The organism is Chryseobacterium sp. ISL-6 (assembly GCF_018613715.1).
GTDB lineage: Bacteria > Bacteroidota > Bacteroidia > Flavobacteriales > Weeksellaceae > Chryseobacterium > Chryseobacterium paludis.
Genome location: NZ_JAGGPT010000003.1, coordinates 133,309 through 153,599, shown reverse-complemented (window position 1 = coordinate 153,599; position 20,291 = coordinate 133,309). Strand labels below are relative to the sequence as shown.

22 protein-coding genes and 1 riboswitch are annotated in these 20,291 nt (G+C 32.5%); of the genes, 8 read left to right on the top strand and 14 right to left on the bottom strand.

Annotation, left to right across the window (positions count from 1 at the left end; genetic code table 11):
* The first annotated feature begins 3 nt into the window (after positions 1 to 3).
* The 4 genes from J7E44_RS06900 to J7E44_RS06885 all read left to right on the top strand — a co-directional run bounded on the left by J7E44_RS06900 (position 4) and on the right by J7E44_RS06885 (position 3,824).
* Entirely contained in the window at positions 4 to 1,371 is a 1,368-nt protein-coding gene (locus tag J7E44_RS06900) for a peptidylprolyl isomerase (protein WP_214827012.1), read from the top strand.
* Positions 1,372 to 1,485: 114 nt separating this feature from the next.
* A complete protein-coding gene (locus J7E44_RS06895; protein ID WP_214827009.1) occupies positions 1,486 to 1,983 on the top strand; it encodes a hypothetical protein in 498 nt (165 codons plus the stop codon).
* 67 nt (positions 1,984 to 2,050) lie between these two features.
* Positions 2,051 to 3,040, top strand: a complete 990-nt coding sequence (locus J7E44_RS06890) for an NAD(P)H-dependent flavin oxidoreductase (protein ID WP_251040511.1) — start codon at positions 2,051 to 2,053, stop codon at positions 3,038 to 3,040.
* A 148-nt stretch (positions 3,041 to 3,188) separates the two neighbouring features.
* Positions 3,189 to 3,824, top strand: coding sequence for an alpha/beta fold hydrolase (locus J7E44_RS06885; protein ID WP_251040510.1), 636 nt, complete (start codon positions 3,189 to 3,191; stop codon positions 3,822 to 3,824).
* Positions 3,825 to 3,839: 15 nt separating this feature from the next.
* On the opposite strand, the gene J7E44_RS06880 is transcribed toward J7E44_RS06885, so the two are convergent.
* From J7E44_RS06880 to J7E44_RS06870, 3 genes are all read right to left on the bottom strand, one after another.
* A complete protein-coding gene (locus J7E44_RS06880; RefSeq protein WP_214827006.1) occupies positions 3,840 to 4,457 on the bottom strand; it encodes an HD domain-containing protein in 618 nt (205 codons plus the stop codon).
* A 27-nt stretch (positions 4,458 to 4,484) separates the two neighbouring features.
* Positions 4,485 to 4,784 carry a rhodanese-like domain-containing protein gene (locus tag J7E44_RS06875; RefSeq protein ID WP_214827003.1) on the bottom strand — a complete coding sequence of 100 codons (300 nt, stop codon included), beginning with the start codon at positions 4,782 to 4,784 and terminating at the stop codon, positions 4,485 to 4,487.
* A gap of 82 nt (positions 4,785 to 4,866) precedes the next feature.
* The gene (locus J7E44_RS06870; RefSeq protein ID WP_214827000.1) at positions 4,867 to 6,078 is read right to left on the bottom strand and encodes a porin family protein; all 1,212 of its coding nucleotides are present in this window, start codon (positions 6,076 to 6,078) and stop codon (positions 4,867 to 4,869) included.
* A gap of 98 nt (positions 6,079 to 6,176) precedes the next feature.
* Between J7E44_RS06870 and queG the strand changes: the two genes are divergently transcribed.
* Both queG and J7E44_RS06860 read left to right on the top strand, forming a co-directional pair.
* A complete protein-coding gene (gene queG / locus J7E44_RS06865; RefSeq protein ID WP_214826997.1) occupies positions 6,177 to 7,121 on the top strand; it encodes a tRNA epoxyqueuosine(34) reductase QueG in 945 nt (314 codons plus the stop codon).
* A 370-nt stretch (positions 7,122 to 7,491) separates the two neighbouring features.
* A complete protein-coding gene (locus J7E44_RS06860) occupies positions 7,492 to 8,169 on the top strand; it encodes a TIGR02117 family protein (protein WP_214826994.1) in 678 nt (225 codons plus the stop codon).
* 81 nt (positions 8,170 to 8,250) lie between these two features.
* Here the strand turns inward: J7E44_RS06860 and J7E44_RS06855 are convergent, their stop codons facing one another.
* The 8 genes from J7E44_RS06855 to J7E44_RS06820 form a co-directional block, all read right to left on the bottom strand.
* Complete coding sequence (locus J7E44_RS06855; protein ID WP_214826992.1) at positions 8,251 to 9,225, bottom strand: chorismate-binding protein; 975 nt, start codon at positions 9,223 to 9,225, stop codon at positions 8,251 to 8,253.
* 23 nt (positions 9,226 to 9,248) lie between these two features.
* Positions 9,249 to 10,136 carry an outer membrane beta-barrel protein gene (locus tag J7E44_RS06850; protein WP_214826990.1) on the bottom strand — a complete coding sequence of 296 codons (888 nt, stop codon included), beginning with the start codon at positions 10,134 to 10,136 and terminating at the stop codon, positions 9,249 to 9,251.
* Positions 10,137 to 10,155: 19 nt separating this feature from the next.
* On the bottom strand, positions 10,156 to 11,256 hold the full coding sequence (locus J7E44_RS06845; RefSeq protein WP_214826988.1) for an RNA polymerase sigma factor: 1,101 nt from the start codon (positions 11,254 to 11,256) through the stop codon (positions 10,156 to 10,158).
* A 5-nt stretch (positions 11,257 to 11,261) separates the two neighbouring features.
* Positions 11,262 to 12,320, bottom strand: a complete 1,059-nt coding sequence (locus J7E44_RS06840; protein ID WP_214826986.1) for a hypothetical protein — start codon at positions 12,318 to 12,320, stop codon at positions 11,262 to 11,264.
* A gap of 106 nt (positions 12,321 to 12,426) precedes the next feature.
* Positions 12,427 to 12,855 carry a PaaI family thioesterase gene (locus J7E44_RS06835; RefSeq protein WP_214826985.1) on the bottom strand — a complete coding sequence of 143 codons (429 nt, stop codon included), beginning with the start codon at positions 12,853 to 12,855 and terminating at the stop codon, positions 12,427 to 12,429.
* Positions 12,856 to 12,934: 79 nt separating this feature from the next.
* The gene (locus J7E44_RS06830; RefSeq protein ID WP_214826983.1) at positions 12,935 to 13,531 is read right to left on the bottom strand and encodes a 1-acyl-sn-glycerol-3-phosphate acyltransferase; all 597 of its coding nucleotides are present in this window, start codon (positions 13,529 to 13,531) and stop codon (positions 12,935 to 12,937) included.
* A 310-nt stretch (positions 13,532 to 13,841) separates the two neighbouring features.
* On the bottom strand, positions 13,842 to 15,560 hold the full coding sequence (locus J7E44_RS06825) for a PspC domain-containing protein (protein ID WP_214826981.1): 1,719 nt from the start codon (positions 15,558 to 15,560) through the stop codon (positions 13,842 to 13,844).
* An 11-nt stretch (positions 15,561 to 15,571) separates the two neighbouring features.
* Positions 15,572 to 15,901: a PadR family transcriptional regulator gene (locus J7E44_RS06820; protein WP_214826979.1), complete on the bottom strand. Its 330-nt coding sequence runs from the start codon at positions 15,899 to 15,901 to the stop codon at positions 15,572 to 15,574.
* A gap of 293 nt (positions 15,902 to 16,194) precedes the next feature.
* Between J7E44_RS06820 and J7E44_RS06815 the strand changes: the two genes are divergently transcribed.
* Together J7E44_RS06815 and J7E44_RS06810 are read left to right on the top strand one after the other, a co-directional pair.
* Positions 16,195 to 16,887 (top strand): XAC2610-related protein, encoded by a 693-nt coding sequence (locus J7E44_RS06815; protein ID WP_214826976.1) that lies wholly within the window; start codon positions 16,195 to 16,197, stop codon positions 16,885 to 16,887.
* Between the two features lies 1 nt (position 16,888).
* Entirely contained in the window at positions 16,889 to 17,479 is a 591-nt protein-coding gene (locus J7E44_RS06810; RefSeq protein WP_214826973.1) for an HD domain-containing protein, read from the top strand.
* Positions 17,480 to 17,518: 39 nt separating this feature from the next.
* Here the strand turns inward: J7E44_RS06810 and J7E44_RS06805 are convergent, their stop codons facing one another.
* The 3 genes from J7E44_RS06805 to J7E44_RS06795 form a co-directional block, all read right to left on the bottom strand.
* Positions 17,519 to 17,902: an acyl-CoA thioesterase gene (locus tag J7E44_RS06805; protein ID WP_214826969.1), complete on the bottom strand. Its 384-nt coding sequence runs from the start codon at positions 17,900 to 17,902 to the stop codon at positions 17,519 to 17,521.
* 116 nt (positions 17,903 to 18,018) lie between these two features.
* Positions 18,019 to 18,196, bottom strand: a riboswitch (cobalamin riboswitch).
* A gap of 55 nt (positions 18,197 to 18,251) precedes the next feature.
* Positions 18,252 to 19,049 (bottom strand): hypothetical protein, encoded by a 798-nt coding sequence (locus J7E44_RS06800; RefSeq protein WP_251040509.1) that lies wholly within the window; start codon positions 19,047 to 19,049, stop codon positions 18,252 to 18,254.
* 160 nt (positions 19,050 to 19,209) lie between these two features.
* Positions 19,210 to 20,199 (bottom strand): hypothetical protein, encoded by a 990-nt coding sequence (locus tag J7E44_RS06795; protein ID WP_214826966.1) that lies wholly within the window; start codon positions 20,197 to 20,199, stop codon positions 19,210 to 19,212.
* Between the last annotated feature and the right edge of the window lie 92 nt (positions 20,200 to 20,291).

Below are 20,291 nucleotides of genomic sequence, written 5' to 3'. Positions count from 1 at the left end.
AAAATGATAAATAAACTAAAGATCACTTTTCTTTTTGGAGTTTTTGTGATGCTATTTGCTACCAACATGAAAGCTCAAATAAAACAAGGAGACCTAGTGGATGGTATTGCTGCTGTAATTGGAGATGAAATTGTATTGGAGTCTGATGTAAATGAACAGATGAATTATGCAAAACAGCAGGGAGCTTCCAATACGGATAAGTGTGAGTTTTTGGAGAATCTGATCAACAACAAACTTCTTGTATACGAAGCTAAGAAAGATACATTAATTGAAAACAGATCTGCAGCTATAAAAAGCCAGGCAAATGCTAAGTACTCTCAATTACTTTCTCAGTTCCCAGACGAAAAAGCAATGTTGGCAGCTTATAAGTTCAGAAATGGGTATGAAATGAAAAATGCTATTGAAAAAATAGATACTGATACTTATTATGGACAGGCAAAATACCAAAGAGTTACTGATAAAGCAGATGTTACTCCTAATGAAGTAACCGATTTTTATAACCTTTATAAAGCTCAGTTGCCTGAGATCAAGGATGAAGTTTCTTTAGCCCAGGTCATGATGTACCCTAAGCTTACGGAAGCGCACAAAGACGAACTGATCAATAAATTAAAAAAGATCAAACAGGATATTGCAGGTGGAGAATCATTTGAAAGCCAGGCTAGAATTTATTCTGAAGATCCAGGTTCCGCATCTACAGGTGGCTTGATGAAAAATATCTCTAAAGGTCAGATGGTAAAGCCATTTGAGGCTGCCGCACTTAATTTACAGGAAGGAGAAATTTCAGATCCTATAGAATCAGAATTTGGTTACCATATTATTCAACTGGTGAAAAAATCTGGAAAGATCTATGATGCAAGACATATTCTTTTAATGGCTACACCTACAGATGATGAGATTAAAACAGCAAAAAAGAAATTAGATAGTATCAAAACTTTAATTGTTGAAGGAAAGATCACATTTAAAGATGCTGCTTTTAAATATTCTGACGATAAGAAAACTAAGTTCAATGGTGGGGTAATTGCCGGAGCCGATGGTTCTAATAAAATTGAAAGAGAAAGTATTCCAGGAACAATTAGCTACGAATTGGCAGGTCTTAACAAAGATGATCTAACAAATGCTTTTGATGATGAAGATGAAAGAAAAAGAAAAGTGGTTAAGATTGTAAAGATCGAAGAGGTAATTCCTGCTCACCAGATCACTTTAGAGACTGACTATGACAGAATAAAGCAGATGGCTCTTAATAAGAAAAGAAATGAAATGGTTGAAAAATTTGTGAATTCAAAATTACCAACGACTTTCATATCAATAGATAGCCGTTACGATTCTTGTAAGTTCAAAGGAAACTGGAAGAAAGAGGCATTAAAGAAATAAATTAAAAACCTTCAGTTAGTCTGAAGGTTTTTTTTGTAAACAATAGGCTAAAAGTAATTACTTTTAGCCTATTGTTTTTAATACCTTAAATATTTTATTTTAAAACAAATAGAAATGGATTATAATTTTTACCAAAATAAATTTCAATCGGCAATTTCAATAATTTTAAAAAAAGAATTGGGTGATTTGAAATTGAAAGTGTCTATAGGTAGTGTTATGGAATCTTTAGCATTGAAAGTGTATAAATCTGAGTGGTCTAGCAATCCACAATCACCATTAATTGCCAATGGAAGAATTTTTTTTTCTGTCTGGGTTAATGATAAAGCGATTCAGGAAAACAAAATATACTATAATATTCACGCTTTGAAGTTAAGGGAATTAAAAGGATATAAAATTTTGAGCCGAAATTTTGCAGAACGATTTAGAGAGCAGTTTATCAATAACAGCGATAATTGGCCTAATGTGAGTGTACAATATGGTCCGTTAACATTAATGGAAGGATGGATTGAGTTGAAACCTGACAGTATTGAAAAGGATACTTCTCAACTGGTTCAAAAATTTTTAGATATCAGTTTTATAATTGATGAAACCCTGGATCATTACAAAATTTGATAAGAATCAGAGTGAATATTCTTAAAAACGGAATGCCTGAAATCTTTGTTTTTAGTATTTTTACAGCATGAGCAATTTTATAGATTTTACGACAGCCAAAAAGCTTCGTGATATGGAATCGGAACAAAATAGGGTTACAAAACTTTTTAATATAAAATATCCAATTATCCAGGCTGGGATGATCTGGCATTCAGGATGGAGACTTGCCTCAGCAGTTTCCAATTGTGGCGGGTTAGGCTTGATCGGCGCAGGAAGTATGTATCCTGATATATTAAGAGAGAATATTCAAAAGTGTAAAGCGGCTACAGATAAGCCTTTTGGAGTTAATGTTCCTATGCTTTACCCAAATATTGAAGAAATTATCCAGATTATTTTAGAGGAAGGAGTGAAGATTGTTTTCACTTCTGCCGGAAATCCAAAAACTTACACGGAAACGTTGCAAAAGGAAGGAATAAAAGTAGCACATGTTGTTTCTTCTACAAAATTTGCTGTCAAATGTGAAGAAGCAGGGGTAGATGCTATTGTAGCTGAAGGCTTTGAAGCAGGAGGCCACAATGGGAGAGATGAAACAACAACTTTCTGTTTGATTCCCAATGTAAGACAGCACATTTCTAAACCTTTAATAGCTGCAGGTGGAATTGCTTTAGGTTCTCAAATGAAAGCAGCAATGATTCTGGGTGCAGATGGGGTGCAAATTGGTTCCCGTTTTGCGGCTACTAACGAAGCTAGTGCTCATGAAAATTGGAAAAAGAAGATTACAGAACTTAAGGAAGGAGATACCCATCTTACTCTAAAAGAATTAGCACCCGTAAGAATGGTTAAAAATAAGTTCTTTAATGAATTGGAAAATATTTACCAGTTAGGACGAGATGCAGAAGCTTTAGCCGCATCTTTAGGAAGAGCCAGGGCAAAAAAGGGAATGTTCGAAGGTGATATGGAAGATGGAGAATTAGAAATAGGACAGGTTTCTGCTTTAATTAATGATATACTGCCAGCTGAAACAGTCTTTAAAAATTTACTGAAAGAGTTTGAAGAGGTGAAAATGCCTAAGTTTTAATGACGTTTTGAATTTTATGTCAACTAATTTAATAGAAGTAAAAGAAAAAAAACTCTATATAGAATATAATCATTCACTTGAAGACAGGCCTACCTTGATTTTTCTCCATGACTCTCTTGGATGTACTCAATTATGACGGGATTTTCCTATGAAACTTTCAGAAGGTTCCCAATGTAATGTTCTGGTTTATGACCGGCTTGGTTATGGTAAGTCTGATCCAATGCTGACAGATGAAAGACCGAATAACTATATGGAAATCGAAGCGGATTTACTAAAAGATCTTTTAACAGAACTGAATATCACAGATGCCATTTTGTTTGGGCATAGCGATGGCGGAACAATCGCTTTGATAACCGCCAGCAAATACCCTAAAAACGTAAAGGCAGTTATTTGTGAAGCTGGGCATATATTTGTTGAAGAAGTTACTCTAAAAGGTGTATATGATGCCTGGGAAGCTTATAAGACTACCAACCTTCCTGAACGTTTACAAAAATACCACGGAGATAAAGTTGAAAGGCTTTTTAAAGTATGGACGGAAACATGGACCAGAGAAAGTTATAGAAATTGGAATATTGAATACTTATTAAAAGATATTACTTGTCCCTTACTATTTATTCAGGGAAATACAGATGAGTATGGAACTTTAGATCAGGTGGAGAAAACAATAGAACAGGTAAGTGGGATTTCAGATAAATACATCATTCCAAATGTCGGACACACACCTCATAAGGAGGTGCCGGATTTGGTGTTAAAAAAAGCAACAGAGTTTATTCAAAACCTTTGAAATTTTAGCCGGAACTTATAATTTATCAAGCTCGTGTTCAATATTTATCCGCGCCTGTTTTTCATATCGATCCTTAAAATAATCGGTTTTAAAAATGTTTTCTAATTCCAGGAAATGTTTCAGTACTTTTTTCCTGCCAGGTTTATATAAGAGATCAGGATAAATAGAGTATTCTTTTCTGATTTTTTTAGTATAATCAAGATAGGTTTCGATGTCTTTTCCCAAAATTGATAAATCAGCATCTAAAAGATAATTAGTGTCATTGTCATTAGATCGTTGATGAGCCTTGGTTGCTAAAATCTGCTCAGAAATCTGTTCGATAGACTTTTGATCAACATTGAGCCTTTGAAGTCTGAATGTAGCTAGCTCTGCACTTTTTTCCTCATTAGCTTTAGAAGAGGCATCGTAAATGACATCATGATAAAACACTGAAAAGCTAATATTAGAGAAATGTGAAATATTAATTTTTACCATTTCAAGCTCTGAAAACATAGTATTCAGATGTTCCAGATTATGATAATGTCTTCCTTTTTGCGAATATTGAGTTTCAATTTCCTTCCATAGGATATCAAGTGTATTTTGATCCTGAGTGTAGGAGAATAGGCTTTGTTTAAATCTTTCTTGCAAATTCATATCATTAAACTATATAAAAAAAGGAACTTAAAAAGTTCCTTGATTTGCTTCGATTGTTGCTTTCAGGTCTGCCCAGCCTCCGCCGTTATAACCGTCTTTTAAGCCTTGAGAATTAAGATATTCCAATGCCTTTCCACTTCTGTTTCCACTTCTGCAGAATATAACAACTGGTTTTTCAATAGATAGAATTTCTTCTTTTCTATCTTCTACTTCACCCAGTGGAATATTTTGAGCACCTTCTATATTACCGTCCATTTCCAGTTCCATTGGTTCACGAACGTCTATTAATTGATAATTTCCTGATTTTAATACTTCTGTTAAAGGCATAGCTGTTGGGTTTTAATCATTAAAATAATAACGAAAATACGTATTTTTTTTCTTAAAAAACTTTCTTGTTGAAACTTAATTCTTAGAAAAGTGTATATCCAAAAATTAATGACATATTATTATAATTGGAGTCCCACATAACATAATTTCTTAGGAGGTTTCTTGTGGTATGTACCCTAAGCTCAACACTGAATTTGTCATTATATTTATATCCAGCACCGAATGCAATATTGTTGGCAGATTTTATTTTCATTTCAGTATTTCCTTCTTTGAAAGAAGAATTAAGACCAATACCGATGATGAATGCAGCATTAATAAATATCTTGGACTTATCATTCAGGAACATATAATGTCTTGCCCCAATAGGTACATCTAATGCTTTATAGTCTATATTTTGAGTGATTTTTCTTTCAAAATAAGTTCCAACATTAACTACTGTTTCAGAATCTGTTTTGTAATATTGATAAGTAGGCTCTATAAAAACTGACCATTTATTTTTGTTATAAGGTAAAATAAACTCGAGCTCAGCTCCAATCCTAAAGGAAAATTTCCTGTCAAAATCTGTTTTTCCAGCTGGATCATAAGAATTAAATGTAGTCTGAAGTTTTGAGCTGCTAATTCCTGGTCGGATATTTAAATTAATAAAGTTTCTTTTTTCTTTATTTTGAGTATAATTAACAGAACCGCCATTTGAACAATTATTATATTTTACGAAAATTCTTGTCAAAGCATTCGTTTTATAATCTGCTCTTTCAATTTCTTTATTTTCGATACCACATGTAAGATTTTCTGCGATCTGCTTTTTATATTCATTATTATAGCGGATCAAACTTTCATTAACGTAATATGGCTTATAAATAAGCTGCTTTATATCAGATTGATCAATATTGTAGAAAAATCTTTTGGTGTCATTATTTTGATAATAATATAAATTTGCCTTTCCTTCAACAACATATTTTAGAAACAGTGTTTCTTCTTTGAAATCTGGTGTTTTATTCTTTGAAATATAGGCAATAATATCAGAAGAGTGATCTATCATTACTGTCTTCCGTACATATTTTTCAGAATTATCAATAGCAAATTCAGCAATATTTTTTACACTTTCTTTTATTGGCGCAGAAGAATCATTAAGTTTATATTCAAAATCGGTGGGATTGTTTTTCCAATCTACATCTTTGATCAATACTTCGGTTCTTTCGCCTGAATTATTAATGATATATCCTTTTTCAAATTTGATTTGTGCATAGTTCATGCTCAAAGTAAAAAGTCCAATTAACAGACCTATTTTCTTCATGGTTTAGATTTTTCGGGTTTAGGTTTTTATATGTATTTAGTAAAAAAGTATAAAGGCGGCAAATTTATAAAATAATCTTAGTTTTGCAATAAGAAATCATGAATTCAACTGCCGAAAAATATTCTGAACTGATAAAGTCCAAAGCTCAACGTTTTGGATTTCAGAATTGTGGTATTTCTAAAGCAGATTTTCTTGAGGAAGATGCTCGGAATCTAGAACTGTGGCTTAAGAATAACTTCCATGGAGAAATGAAATATATGGAAAATCATTTTGATAAAAGACTGGATCCTAGGTTATTGGTGGAAGGTTCTAGATCTGTAATTTCATTATCTTACAATTATTTTCCTGAAGAAAAGATTTCGACCCTCGAAAACTATAAGATTTCAAAATATGCCTATGCCGAAGATTATCATGAAGTAATCAAAGAGATCCTTCGAGAAATGGTAATGGAGCTGCAAGAAGAGATCGGCGAGTTTGGATTCAGGGTCTTTGTAGATTCTGCACCCATACTTGAGAGAAGCTGGGCAAGAAAATCAGGAATTGGTTGGGTGGGTAAAAATGCTAACCTTATTACAAAGCAAAACGGTTCTTTTTATTTTTTAGCAGAAATTATCTGCGACCTGGAACTTATTGCCGACCATGAAACAACTAATCATTGTGGAACATGCAGAAAGTGTATAGATGCATGTCCAACAGATGCTATTGTTTCAGATAAGCTTATTGATGGAAGTAAATGTATTTCTTATGCAACAATAGAATTGAAAACTGAGATTCCTGACTATTTTAAAGATAAGATGCAGGATTGGATGTTTGGTTGTGATATTTGCCAGGATGTCTGCCCATGGAATAGGTTTTCAGCACCAAACCTTCAAAGCAGGTTCAGACCTAATGAAATGCTTAAAAATTTCAAAAAAGGTGAATGGAAGGAACTTACACAAGAATTATTCTCTGATATTTTTAGAAAATCTCCTGTTAAAAGAACAAAATTTGCGGGCTTAAAAAGAAATATTGAATTCTTAGAATCATCTTCAGACAAACTTTAAGTCAGATTTTTGGTGATAAATCCTCTTTTGAAAATTTTACATTCCAAATTTAAAGAGGGTTGTTGATCATGCCTTGTCCTTTAAGGGATAAGGAGATGAAGATTTTTAGTGATAAGAATTCGTTAAAAAGCCTTTCCTAAAAAAGAAAAATTGACTTTCAAAAAGATAAAATCTCTTAGAAAATCAACGTTTTTTTTGTATTCTTTTTGGAGCTATTTTTACTCTTACTTTAAATCTTTTTTGGGATTTAGTGTTTTTACGCATATTTGTAACTATTTCATACCTAAATATACTTATTTTTCCGATTAAAACAAATAGTTTTGTGATAAATTAAAAATTAAGTTTTATTAATCTTTACAAAAACATACTTGTGAAAAAAATATTGATCATATTCTTAAAAGCTTTGGGGATCATTCTTGGGATTGTTGCTTTATATGTCGTTCTGGGTCTTCTAATTCCTTTTATTGAAGTTTCAGCAAAAGATGATGGTGAAACAAAAGAGGTTCCAATTTATATTTATACCAATGGAGTACATACGGATATTGTAATGCCTGTAAAAAATGATTTGCAGGACTGGAGTGTAAAAGTCCCTTTTTCCAATATTGCTTCAAAAAGAACCGACTATCAATATATAGGAATCGGTTGGGGTGATAAAGGCTTTTATCTGGATACTCCAACCTGGTCCGATTTAAAATTTTCAACAGCTTTTAAAGCGGCTTTCTGGTTAAGTGAATCTGCAATGCACTGTACCTACTATAATACAATGAAGGAAGGCGATGATTGTAAGATGATCATGATCAGCAGATCACAATACAAAAAATTGATACAATTTGTAGAAGATAAATTTGACAAGGATAAAAATGGAAATTTCATTCTGATTCCTACCAATGCTGTGTATAGTGATAATGATGCGTTTTATGATGCCAATGGAAGTTATAATTTCTTATACACATGCAATACATGGACAAACAATGCATTAAAAGCAGCCGGACAAAAAGCAGCTTTGTGGACACCTACAGATTTTGGTATATTTCGGCATTATAAATAATTAGACACCTTTTTTCAAATGTAAATTAATTAATAATTTTAATTTACACTAATAGATTTAAAAAGATATACTCTGGCAAAGTCAAGAGATAACAAGATTCTTAAATACAGCTTCGGATTTTAACTCTGTTTCTCCCCATTCCTTTTTAGGGTTACTTTGTGCTGTAATTCCGCCACCAACAAATAAATGCACTGCGTCTTTATAGAGTTTTGCACATCGCAGATTCACAAAATACTGAACGGTTTCTTCTGTCTCAATTTTGATATATCCAGCATAGAATTCACGTGGGAATTTTTCAATCCATTGAATTTTTTCCTTACAGAAATCCTTAGGTATTCCGCAAACAGCGGGAGTAGGGTGCAGCTCTGTAATAATTTTGTCAATATCTTCAGGTTTTATATTTGCTTTAAAGTCCGTTCTTAGATGTTTGATATTTCCTGAAATATGATCATACGTTGGAGATTTCTCAATATGACCTGAAGTAGCGTATTTTTCAAAAACATTTTCAATATAAGTAGATACTGGTTTTTGCTCTTCAATTTCTTTCTGTGACCAATCTTCAGAGACAGGTAGGGTGCCTGCCAGGCTCATCGTTTCAAATGTGTGAGTAACCTTATCGAATTTTCCTAAAACCTCTGAAAAGGCACCCATCCAGCAGTTTTCATCATTAATAAAAATGTACCTGAAAGCATTAGGATAAGAATTACATAGACGTTTGAAACTCTCCTTTAAATCAATTGTATTGAAATTTCTGATTATTTTTCTTCGTGATAAAACGAGCTTAGGAAGATTATTTTCTTTGATGATTTCAATTACACCATTGAGTTTACGGATATATTCATCCTCCGTTTCAGCGATAAAATGATTATTCTCTTTGGGCAAAGATTGACTTGTTATCTCTTTTTTTTCGAAATCTCCAGATTGTATTTCTATAATATTTCCTTTGAAATGTAATTGTTCAGAATTATCAAATGAATGAAAAGTAACTGATATTTTAGAAGAATCTTCTCCGGTGGTATACAGTTTTTCGTTAAAGGGAAGTTTAAAGTAAATCATTAGGCCAATGCTTTTAGAAAAAATTACTTAGAAATAATATAAGATAAGCCTAAGTTGATCTTTCTTTCTGCAAAGGTATTATTACTGTCAAAAATGTCAAAATCAAATGAAGAGTTTTTTAATGATATATTCTTCATTTTGTATTGTTGATAATCTATAGATAGCAAAAATCTCTGCATAAAACGATATTCTATCCCCAGGGTGAAACCATAATTATTTTGAGTGTTTTTAAAATCATCCAATTTGTCCAGAACATTGTTTTCAGGAACTAAAAATTGCATTTTATAGATATTCCTATTGGCTAAAAACCCCACAAATGGTCGGATATTGTTCCATTCGTAAAATATTTTTAATTGAAATGCATATTCAAAATGTTTATTATTAAATCTTTGGAAAAGCAGGGGTTGTTGATCATTGGAAAAATAGAATCCATTTAAGTAGGTGTCTTCTTTATTAGCATCCAGATCAAATGTTGAATTCCAATAATAAACACTTGCCGAAAGCATCAGTGATAATCTTGGAGTAATAATGTTTTTTGATACCCAGACTCCGATACTCTCCCCAAACTGTTGTTTTTTATTTGAAAGCTCCTTTGCCCAATTGCTGTTTTTTAGCCCAACTCCAGCAGTAATACCATATTGGAAGTTTGTTGGTAATGAATCTTGTTTTCGTGAATTGGTTTTATTTTCTACAATATTTTCTCGAATGATATCTTTAATTTCCGTTTTATTTATATTTAATTGAGGAACAGAGATGCTGTTCAATTTTGCTTTTATAGGTTTTTCTAAATAAATGGTATCATATACAATTACTTTTTCATAAACATAAACCGTATCATTTTTCTTTTTTTGAGCTTTTGAAAAGTGAAACAATATAATTGGAAATAAGAGAAGCAGTCTTCTGAGAAACATAGTTTTGGATTATTAGTTTTTATCTTTCTATAAATATTGTATCCCTTTGGATAATTTTCTTTACCACAATAATTTTTTTTGGAGCATTCTGAATGGAATCTTTCAAAATGACTTTCTTTGATTTTTCTTTGCTGTCTATACTTTTTTCTTCAGATGTAGATTGAGATTCTACAATTGGAATTTGAGAATTGTCCCCATTTAAAGCTTTTTCCAAAGGTTGATCAACTGAACTTGAACTTTTTTTAAGATTTTGAGAAGTTATTTCTATTGTTTTATGTTCGTTGTCTGGGGTTTTATCAGATGTAATTATTGAGGTTTCTTTTGAATGAAGATTTTTATTTGATTTTATTATAAAGATAGAGACTACAATAATTAATAAAGTCATAGAACTTATGACCACTTTCTTTTTCCATACCAGCGATGAGATCATCGGAGGGGAAGTTACCTTAATAGAAATGTTTTCAGAAATATCAAATACTTTAGAAGGCGCAATACTATAATCCAAAAATTTACTTCTGAAAGTTTGTGCCCATAATAAACCGCCAAATCCAAAGAGGACAAGCAATTGCGTAATTTTCTTTTTATTTTTTGGTGTATGATGATCCACATTGCCAAGCAAATAGTTTTGAATAGACTTTTTTGCTCTTAATAAATGAGATTTTGAGGTATTAACAGTTATTCCTAACATACCTGAAATTTCCATGTGTGAGTGATTTTCAATAAAAAATAAATTGAAAACAGATTTGTGATGCTCTGGTAAATTATCTATTGAAGACAGAAGTTGATCTCTTGTGAAGTCATATTTAAAAAATATTTTTTCGTCTAAAGAAGGGTGATTCATCTCTGAAAGTATATCTGGGATTTCTGAAGGCTCCGTTGTAATGAAAGTTTCTTTACTGCTCTTTCTTATATATTGCAGGGCATTATTCACTACAATTGTTTTTAACCATGCAAAGAGTAATTTTTCATCTCTGAGCTGGTTCTTATTTTGTATGGCTGTTATAAAACTATCTTGCACAATATCTTCAGCGGCATAAATATCCTGTATATATCTACGGCAAATCCCCAAGAGTTTTGGGGAGTAGTTGATGTATATAGTTTGCCAATCGTATGTCTGCATTAATATTAATCGATAAAAATTGATAAAATTCCACCAACATTAGGATCTGAAACACCCATTATAGGTTGGCTTTGAACTTCAGTGTCATTGATGAAAACTTTTGCAAAAGGTGATGGATTTGAACCATCTTTATACCTTATTGTATAGATTTGATTATTTTTAATGTTAAACCTAGCAATCTTATTATATCCATTTGGATCATTTAATTGAATTAAAGTACTGTTTTTGTAATAAAAATTGTTCCCAATATAATATTTGTCATTATTGTCCCATACAACGAGTGTAATTTCTCCTGGAGGATTTGAAGGAAGTGATAAGATAGCATTGGTTTGTATATTTTTGAAATACTTTTCACCTGTCAAAATGTTTCTTATGTAAGCATATATTCCAGTACTATCCTTGTAAAAATCCAAAATATGTGAGTCATTTGTTAGAGGAAAATAAGTGGAGTTTTTGTAGAATCCGGTTTCCCATGTAATTGGATTGTACTGCTGGTTCTTCCTTATACTTAAGTAAATGTCATTATTAATTAATGCGTAAGTTCCGGAAATTAAACCTTCATTACTATCTGAAATCATTGTTTTTATACCGTTTTTCCATGAATAAAAAGTGTTCGGCCCTTGATTGGGTAAAGGATTAGGGTTTCTAAGAGAACCACAGAAGTAAATGTTTCCATTCTCAACAACCATCCTTGAAGAAATATCAAAATAATTATTTGGATCCGGATCTGGTACATCTTGTAAATATTCATCCAAATTATATCTCGTTCCGTTTTTCCATAAGTACAAATGTTTTGATGGAGGGATATTTGCAAATTCAGAAGTCATTCCTCCGTACACATATACATTGTTATTTTCAACGATAATCTGCATAGCATATAGTCCCGTTCCATTAGGAAGAATTATCTTTTGACCGTTTTTCCAATAACAAGCTTGGTTATTTTCAACTCCTGCTACATATAAATCAACAGATGTTGTATTCTTTTCTAAAAGCTCATCATTATCTTGTTTGCAGGAAACTATGGATATTAATAAAAATAAGAAAGGTAAAATGAAAGTTTTCATGGATGCTTAATTTTCTTATAAGATGATAAAAAATAAAAAGGTTGCAGCAAGTATATAAAAAAAGACTCAAAAAATTTGAGTCTTATATTTACTATTAATCATCGAGTTACTTGTTAATGATATTATTGGTCATTGTTGTATGGTTGATTAGCTGGCCTTTTTCATCACGGATTTCGATTTCAGAAACATGCATCGTTCTTCCTTTTCTTATAAATCGTGCAGTTCCCGTTATGATTCCATCTTTTTTGCTTCTCAGGTGGTTGGAGTTAATATTAGTTCCTACACCATAATATTTTTCACCATCTATGAATATATTAGATAGGCTAGAGCCTAAAGTTTCGGCTAAAACACAGCTTGCACCACCATGTAATATGCCGAATGGCTGATGAACCCTTGGTAAAACCGGCATTGTAGCAGTAAGTGTTTCGTTGGTCTGATCGATATCAATGAATCTTATTTCAAGTGCTTTGGCCATTGTTTCTTCACCCCAGTTGTTAAGGAAGTTTAATAGCTCATCTTTGGTCATGTCTTTCATATAGTATCAGTATGGTTTTATTAAAAAGTAATGTAATAAATAATGAGGAGTTACTCATCATTATCTATTAATTCACTGTTTATGATTGCTGTTCGTTCTCTGTTCCCATGATATTCGGATTCCAATTAGCAGGAACTTTTGGTGTAATATCGTTTTTAATGTAGTAATTTTTAATTTCGTCCATGATCTCTGAAAAAGGAACGGAAGCTATTCTTTCATAGGGAATAGTATATCCTAGATAAACGATTTTTTTCTTAAAATCTCCGGCAGCCAGTACGATGGGCACTTTTGCTGCCAATGCCATATGGTAAAAACCTTTTCTCCATTTTGGCACCCAGCTTCTTGTTCCTTCGGGCGTGATCACCAAGCTGAAATCTTCTTTAGCGAATTCTTTGGCAACGAAATTTACCAGATCATTTTTCTGACTTCTGTCGATTCCGATTCCGCCAAGATTTTTTACGATCCCGCCATACCATCCTTTGGTATGAGCATCTTTGATAATTATTTTTAATGGTTTTTGTAACGACCAATAGGCGAAATTCCCCAATATGTATTCCATATTATGAGTATGTGGTGCTACTACAAGAATACACCTGTTCAGGCTGTTGACATCGCCCTGAAGAACGACCTTCCAACCCATGAGTTTCAACATTAATTTGCCGATTAGTTTTTTCATATATTTTCTATTAAAAACAAAAAAAGTATAACCAAATAAGTACTTTACAAATATATTGAAATATTATCGCTCTTAAAATAAACCGCTGATTAAATCTACGATTTTCATTACAATTTCTAGTGCTACTTGTACCATGGTTTAGGTGTGTTTTTAATGATTTGGTTATTATTAATATAACTGTACGAAGGTAAGATAATTTTTTAATATAAAGAACTAATTAATAATGTTTTTTGTTGCTAATGAGAGAAGAAGAGTGTGAATTTCAAACTGTTGCCTTCCATTCACACCTTCTGCCACTCTCTGCAGTTTATTATTTGGTTTTTATAGAAATTTCGTCTTTTCCATCCTTTATCTGGATGTCTACTTTACCTTTCATCTTTTTAATGTCAGACTTTACTGAATCCATTATTTTTTCTGCTTTTGAATTTGGAACTTTCTTTCCGTTGATAATGATACTGTCTTTATCATCAGAGTTGTATTCGATTGTAGAACCATTTACAGAAATTTTATTTTTTTCAATTCTGATATTTCCATGATCGTCATCATTATTCTCATCATCGTCATCTACTCCGTCACCATTCAAGTCCCCATCAAAATCAATTCCGTCTTTCTTTACAGGGATTACGATTGCGTTCTGTGGAATTACCAATTCATAATCTACATTGTAGTCTCTGAAACGGTGATCATATGGATATTTAACATAATTAGGAAGGATCACTTTGTTATTTAATACTTCTACGGGAACACTTACATTAAGGGGGATGTTATAACCTTTTGCTTCTTTTTTAATAATTAAATAAGGTGTTTTTATGTCAGCTTTTCTTGTTACCTGAACATGAATCCAATCTCTTTTAAAAACAGATACTTTGTCAGAATAAAGATCATCATCATATCCCATAAAGTTTTGAGGAATAACGATTTGTTTTAAGTCAACATAGATACTGTCCGATGTTGTATTGATAGAAACTTCTTCTGTATCTTCTTTGTGGCCTTTTAAGAACATATCTTTTCTCGCCATGCTAACTCCGAAATAAGTGGATACTGCAATTAAACCAAGAACCAAAGCTCCTAAAACCCATCCTGTATTTCTTAATTTTGTTTTAGGGGAAATTAATTTAATACTTAATAATGCGAACAACATTGCAGGAATCAAACTTCCTAATATGATCATCGCCATTAGTACATACCTCATTCCATCGTTGTCAAAGTAGAAATTCATTTCGTTGATTGGAGGAAAATCATTGCTTCCCATAAATCCAAAAACTACGAATACTCCAATCAAACAACCAAATGCCATCAATCCGAAGATTCCTCCTAAAACATATCTTACAACGTTCCAAATTCCACTTCCTGCATTGTTGATATAAGGTTTGTTTTCGATATATATTTCTCCGACTCTCTGTGTAGATTCATTAGCAAACTGAACCAGTTTGTTAGATTCGCTTTTAAGATTGTCGAAGTTCATAGGCTTTCCCTTCATTTTCAAAAAATCGGCTGCCGTCTCTGCTTTTGGAAGTACGATCCAAAGAATGATATAAAGCAATGCTATTAATGAAGAAGAAATAGCTGCTGTAAATATTCCTAAGATAAATACACCTAACCAGATCGCTCTCATGGCAGTGATATCCATTCCTACATAATGAGCTAAACCTGCGCAAACACCTGCTATTTTTTGTCTTTCAGGGTCACGGAATAATTGCTTTTTATCAGAATATTCAGCACCTGAATGGCCAGTTCTTTTAGAATTCTTTTCAGAATAATAAGCTTCTTCCTGTTCTTCGATCTTTTCAGGGGTTCCGATTTGTGCAATAACTCCTTCTACATCTGTATCGTTGATTACTTCTCGTTTTCCTAATGAATCTCTGAAGATTTCAACCATTCTTATTTCTATGTCATGCATTACCTCGTCTACTTCTGAAGCGTCCAATGTACTTCTTAGAGCATTAAGGTAATCGCTAAGCTTTATATATGCGTGTTCCTCTATTGTAAAAGAAAAACCTGCGAGTCCTATGGAGAGTGTCTTATTCATAGCTTTGTTTTTTAATTTTTTTGAGTGATTTGGTTTACTGAATTGGTTAATTCGTTCCAGGTGTTTAAAAGTTCACTTAAAAACAGTTTACCTTTTTCTGTAATCTGGTAGTACTTTCTCGGAGGTCCTCCGGTTGATTCTTCCCATCTGTATGAAAGAAACTCTCCATTTTTTAATCTTGTTAAAAGAGGGTAGAGTGTGCCTTCTACAACATCCAGTTTTCCTTTTTTTAGTTCATCTATAAGGTCGGAAACATACATTTCACGATGATTGATAAGACTTAAAATACAGAATTCCAGAATCCCTTTTCGCATCTGCGCTTTGGTATTTTCAGTATTCATCTTAATAAGGTTTTTAATTAGTTATATTTAGAATTCAGTTCCTAGCTAGTTGAACCTATTCTTATTTTACATTACAAAGATATGTAATTAAAATGGTATTATGCAATACAAAGTAGTGAAATTTTTATTATTTATTATTTAAAATACTGATAGTCAGTTTAATAAATTTTATCAAGTCTTTAAAAGAAAATTATATTTAATTAAATTAGAGGATAAATGATCCAGATTTTGACAGCTATTCTTACTTTTGTTATGAAATTTCAGTCGTATTTGTACTGAATAAAATCTATATATTGAATAAGTATAATACATTGATCAGTTTTGTCTTTTTGGGATTTCTATGTTCCGGGCAGCATCATTTTGAACTTAAAACGGGATCAAATCACTATGATGCAGTGATTACGGTAAATGATTGTGACGCAGAAAAATGTAGTGGAAGCGGGATAGTAGAACTAAAAGATAAAAAAACATTACGTACTATTCAGACTTTAACCTCTGATGATCTTTACTTTTATTTGAATAAAGACCAGCAACCAAGTGTCAATGTTATTCAATTATATGATGAGCAAAGTCCATTGATTTTTGAAGATTTTAATTTTGATGGTTCAGAAGATATTGCAATACGAAATGGGAATGAAAGCAGTTATGGTGGTTCATCCTATGATGTATATGTCTACAATTCTACAAAAAAACAATTCGTTATCAGTGATGAATTAACTACTCTTGCTTTTGAAAATCTGGGAATGTTTCAAACAGATCCTAAAAGAAAGAGATTAATTACATTTTCTAAATCCGGATGTTGCTGGCATTTAACAACAGAGTATCAGGTAATTCCGAAAAAAGGACTAGATAAAGTTTACGAGCTGGAAGAAGATGCAATGGGTGGTGAAGAATTCGTAAAAGTAACAAAGCGACAAAAGATCAATAACAAGTGGATCGTAAAATCAAAAAAATATCCGATCAAACAGTACTATAAAGAAGATTAAAATGAAAATACAAAAAGAGATCGATTTTATTTTAGCAGTAGATGCTTTAAAAAATGTGCAGAGAAGAAATTATAATGCAGATGATTCAAGACGGGAAAATACTGCTGAACACTCTTGGCAGATAATAATACTGGCACAGGTACTTTTTCCATATGCTAAAAACAGGACAGATATCGATTTGTTAAGAGTTATAAGGATGCTTTCTATCCATGATCTGGTAGAAATTGAAGCTGGTGATACATTCTTATTTGATGAGAAAGCAATGGTTGGCAAATTTGAAAGAGAGAAATTATCAGCTCAGAATATTTTTGGAATTTTAGATGAACCTTTAGGTTCAGAGTTTTTCAATCTATGGTTGGAGTTTGAAGAAGAGCAGACTGCGGATGCTATTTTTGCCTGTGCAATAGACCGCATTATGCCATTTATTCTTAACTCACATACTTCGGGGAAAAGCTGGACCGAAGCAAAAGTAACCGAGAGTCAAATCAGAAATATGCTGGAAAATGCAATAAGCAGAGCTTCTGATGAAATGGGTGAAGCTTTCCAGCTTCTGCTTAATAGAAGTTTAGAGACCGAAAAAGTTTTAAAATAAAGAAAACGCAAGTCAATTTGACTTGCGTTTCTCATCTAATTATAGTATTTGAACAGGCTTTTTAAATTCATCGATAGCCACAAAAGTAAAGTCTCCCACAATAGCTCTTTCTCTTTCATAAGAATACATTTGTTCCGTGTAGATCTCTATATTTACTTTCATACTTGTTGTTCCAACATGAGAAACCGTTCCTATCAGCTCGACAATAGTTCCGGCAGGAATAGGTTTCTTAAAGTCAATTTTGTCGCTGCTTACAGTTACCACTCTTTTTCTTGCAAAACGGGTAGCAGTAATAAATGCCACTTCATCCATCAATTGCATCGCTGTACCTCCAAAAAGAGTATCATAATGATTGGTTGTGTTAGGGAAAACCGCTTTAAAGATTCTGGTTTCGGATGCTTGAATTCTTTCTTCTGTAGTCATATTTCATTATTAAATTAAAGCGAAATGAAATATATTGAAGCAAACAGAATAATAACAGGAAAGGTGAAATTCCTGAAACAATCCATCAGATCAATAAACTTCAAGCCGCGAAAGTTTCTTGTTTATAGAAAGTGGCAGGTCTCCTGACTTGTAACATCCTTATCCCTTCCCATGCTTTTGCACAGTGGTTTATTATAAAGACTTTAGTTACTTACAGTTGCGCGACAGTTCGTGATTTTCACACGATTCCCTATTAATCTGTGATTAAACAGAACCAATTCCTGTGATGAATAAGCGTTAAAACTTTTTCAATGACAAAAATAAGGATAATACAGAGAAGTATAGTGAATTATTCAGGATTTTTAAAAATAATCTGGTGAGCAACCTTTCCCTGTCTGATCGTCCAGAGCGTGGTATATCTGTTTTCCCCGGAACCGTTGATCATATAAAGAAAAATGTTATCATTGTCGATAGCAGCAACACTAATGTTATTGAAATCCATAGTCGGCTGGAACATATTTTTAATAGCTTCTCTTACAAAAACGGAACCTCTTCCAACCTGTTGTACACGGATAGACTTGATTTCTGTCATCCCTTCAGGAAGTTCTTTACTGATACCCCAAGGTTTTACTTTATCAATAGTAAGGATTGTTCCATCCGCATCTTTTTCCTGTTTCCTATAACTGGCATTGGAAGGATAGACATCAATGATAACCTTATTTCTTTGGGCAGTAGGTATTTTAGGATTGTTATTGTCAGTGAAAATAAGGGATCTTCCGTTTTTGGATTTGGACGGTGTGTATTGAGGAAGCTGATCAATAAAAGCTACACGTTCTTTATTCACCATACCTTCTTTGTCAAGATTCTCATATCTCACAAAAGGTTTTTCAGTGTCCTGCTTTTCGGGATATTTGATCCATAACCATTCTGTTTCTCCCGGAGCCGGTTTTACATAAAGAAAGACATCTCCTTTACGCATTCTGATCTTATCAACAATTTTTCTATAATTATCCTTGGCAACCCTAACATTCGCGTAACCCTCTTCAGCCTTTACCACTCCAAAAGGAATTTTTTGCTGGCCTTTTACAAAAGCTAATGAGAATAAACTGATGGCTGATAAATAGACTGCTTTATTTACGGAAATCATTATGAAAAATTTTTGATGCATCAAATATATAAATTAAATACTTTTCGGAAGATAATTATATAACTCTAAATCCTTAATATTAGTTATTGGTTTTAGATGACCTGTAAAAAGGTTGAACTTTGTTTGAAATATTTAAAAAGACGGTTCAATATGCAGGACATTATCTTCTAATCCTATTAAAATCCAAAGTATAAAAATCGTTCAATAAAATTTTATCCAGCACGAACCCAGGATCTTTATAAATGTTCTTTTTATCAGCTTCTTCTATCAGAAAATTATTGGTTTCAATGATATTTTCGGTCTGTTCCTTCGCTTTTTTGTTTGCAACTATAAAGAATATAGATTTGAATCCCTTACCTGCAGGAAACATAGGGCCATCGCTGCTGATTCCTTTGTTTTCGGAAATTTTAGCATTTTCAAAAAGGGTTTTTCTGCCTTGTCCTTTTGAATCATCCATCAATAATAAGTCTTGATGTTTACTCACAAAGTCCCGTGGAAAAAGAAAGCTTAAAAATGGACTGGAGATTAGTTTACTAAAGAAAATACTTCCAAAAAATCTGGGTTCTGTTTCGGGATAAAACATGAAAACTTTCACATAAGTTAAATCTGCCCAGTTGTATGCTTTTAAGCCCAATAAACCGGCACAACCATTCGTAACAATACGAACTTCTTCAAGGTGTTGGCCTTCATTCTTTAAAATCTCTTTAGGCATGACAGAAGTTACATAGTCTAAATCTTCCCCAAACTCTTTTTGATCTTCACTTTCAGATTTTATAAAATGAGATTTCCCAAAACCAATCCTATCCACTGCGATGATATGAAATATTTTATTGATTTCTTTATTCTTAAAATAGTCTAAAAAATATCCGGAATTCTTTCCACTGTCATGTATCAAGAAGAGGTAGGGCTTTTTCTTTCGCGTTTCCTGATTAGTGATTACATCATCATTGGCTTTATTAGTGAGATAATGAATACTGTATCCGCGTATGTTTATAGAGTCATAAACGGGAGCTTTCAGATTTTCTTTTTTAAAAATAGTATTGATATCTTCCTGTGAATAAGATGGATAGAAAAAATAGTATTTTCCCCATATAAACAGGATCCATACTAACAGAAAAGCAATTATTCCAAAGATGATTTTCTTAAACATTTTCTTTTAAAGATATAAAAAGTTGAATGAATATTGCTTTTGTTTTTCTTTATTGCAAAAATAAAGGGAATTTTAATTTTATAAAATTTCCT